The sequence below is a fragment of the Dyella sp. 01N36 genome, from assembly GCF_056399745.1.
Map to the genome: position 1 here is coordinate 1 of NZ_JBFTRY010000374.1, position 1,230 is coordinate 1,230.

2 protein-coding genes are annotated in these 1,230 nt (G+C 63.7%); both read left to right on the forward strand.

The window, feature by feature from the left end; genetic code table 11:
• Positions 1 to 364, forward strand: a 364-nt coding sequence (locus tag AC1DMG_RS22215; protein ID WP_477181161.1) for a phosphate ABC transporter ATP-binding protein, incomplete at its 5' end; no start/stop codon positions are given.
• Positions 365 to 455: 91 nt separating this feature from the next.
• Positions 456 to 1,190: a phosphate signaling complex protein PhoU gene (phoU, locus tag AC1DMG_RS22220; protein ID WP_121879212.1), complete on the forward strand. Its 735-nt coding sequence runs from the start codon at positions 456 to 458 to the stop codon at positions 1,188 to 1,190.
• The last annotated feature ends 40 nt before the right edge of the window (positions 1,191 to 1,230 follow it).

Sequence of the window (1,230 nt, forward strand, 5' to 3'; positions counted from 1 at the left end):
CGCGCTGTGGGACGAGGTGAAGGACAAGCTCAAGCAGAGCGCGCTCGGCCTCTCCGGCGGCCAGCAGCAGCGCCTGTGCATCGCGCGCGGCATCGCACTCAAGCCTGAAGTGCTGTTGCTGGACGAGCCGACCTCGGCGCTCGACCCGATCGCCACTGGCCGCATCGAGCAGCTGGTGGAAGAACTCAAGAGCGAGTACACCATCGTCATCGTCACCCACAACATGCAGCAGGCGGCCCGTTGCTCGGACCTCACCGCCTTCATGTACCTGGGCGAGCTGATCGAATTCGACCGCACCGAACAGATCTTCACCAAGCCGGGCAAGAAGCAGACCGAGGATTACATCACCGGTCGCTTCGGCTAACCGTTATGCTCCCTCTCCCCTCCGGGGAGAGGGCTGGGGTGAGGGGTCACGAAACCTCACCCTCCCCTACTGGACTCACAAGAGAATCCAAATGAGCGGCAGCAGCAAAGAACACATCATCAAGAGCTACGACGACGAGCTGACCCGTCTCACCGGCGAAATCGTCCGCATGGGCGAGCTTGCCGTGAGCCAGCTGGAAGCCGCCATCGACGTGATCGACCGCCGTGACGAGCGCGCTGCGCAGCACGTGGTCAACAACGACGACGCCATCGACCTGCTCGAACAGGAAATCAGCCACGACGTGGTGCGCCTGCTCGCGCTGCGCGCGCCGATCGCCGGCGACCTGCGCAACGTGTTTGCCGCGCTGCGCATCGCAGCCGACATTGAGCGCATCGGCGACTACGCCGCCAACGTGGCCAAGCGCTCCATCCCGCTGTCGATGGTGGCGCCCGTGAGCCCGACCAATGGCCTCGGCTACCTGGCTGAACTTGCCGCGCAGGAAGTGCGCGACGTGTTGATCGCCTACCGCGACCGCGATGCCGAACGCGCCTACCAGGTGTGGAAGGACGATGCCGAGCTGGACGAAGCCTATACCGGCTACTTCCGCCAGCTGCTCACCTACATGATGGAAGATCCGCGCAACATCACGCCGTGCACGCACCTGCTGTTCATGGCCAAGAACATCGAGCGCATCGGCGACCACGCCACCAATATCGCCGAAAGCATCTGGTACCAGGTCAATGGCGAGCCGCTCACGGCGCAGCGCGCCAAGCGCGACTTCACCTCCAATCCTGAGCTGACAAAGCTGGGCAACAAGCCCGAGTAAGGCAACGAGCTGTCCTGTGGGAGCGCACCCTGTGCGCGAC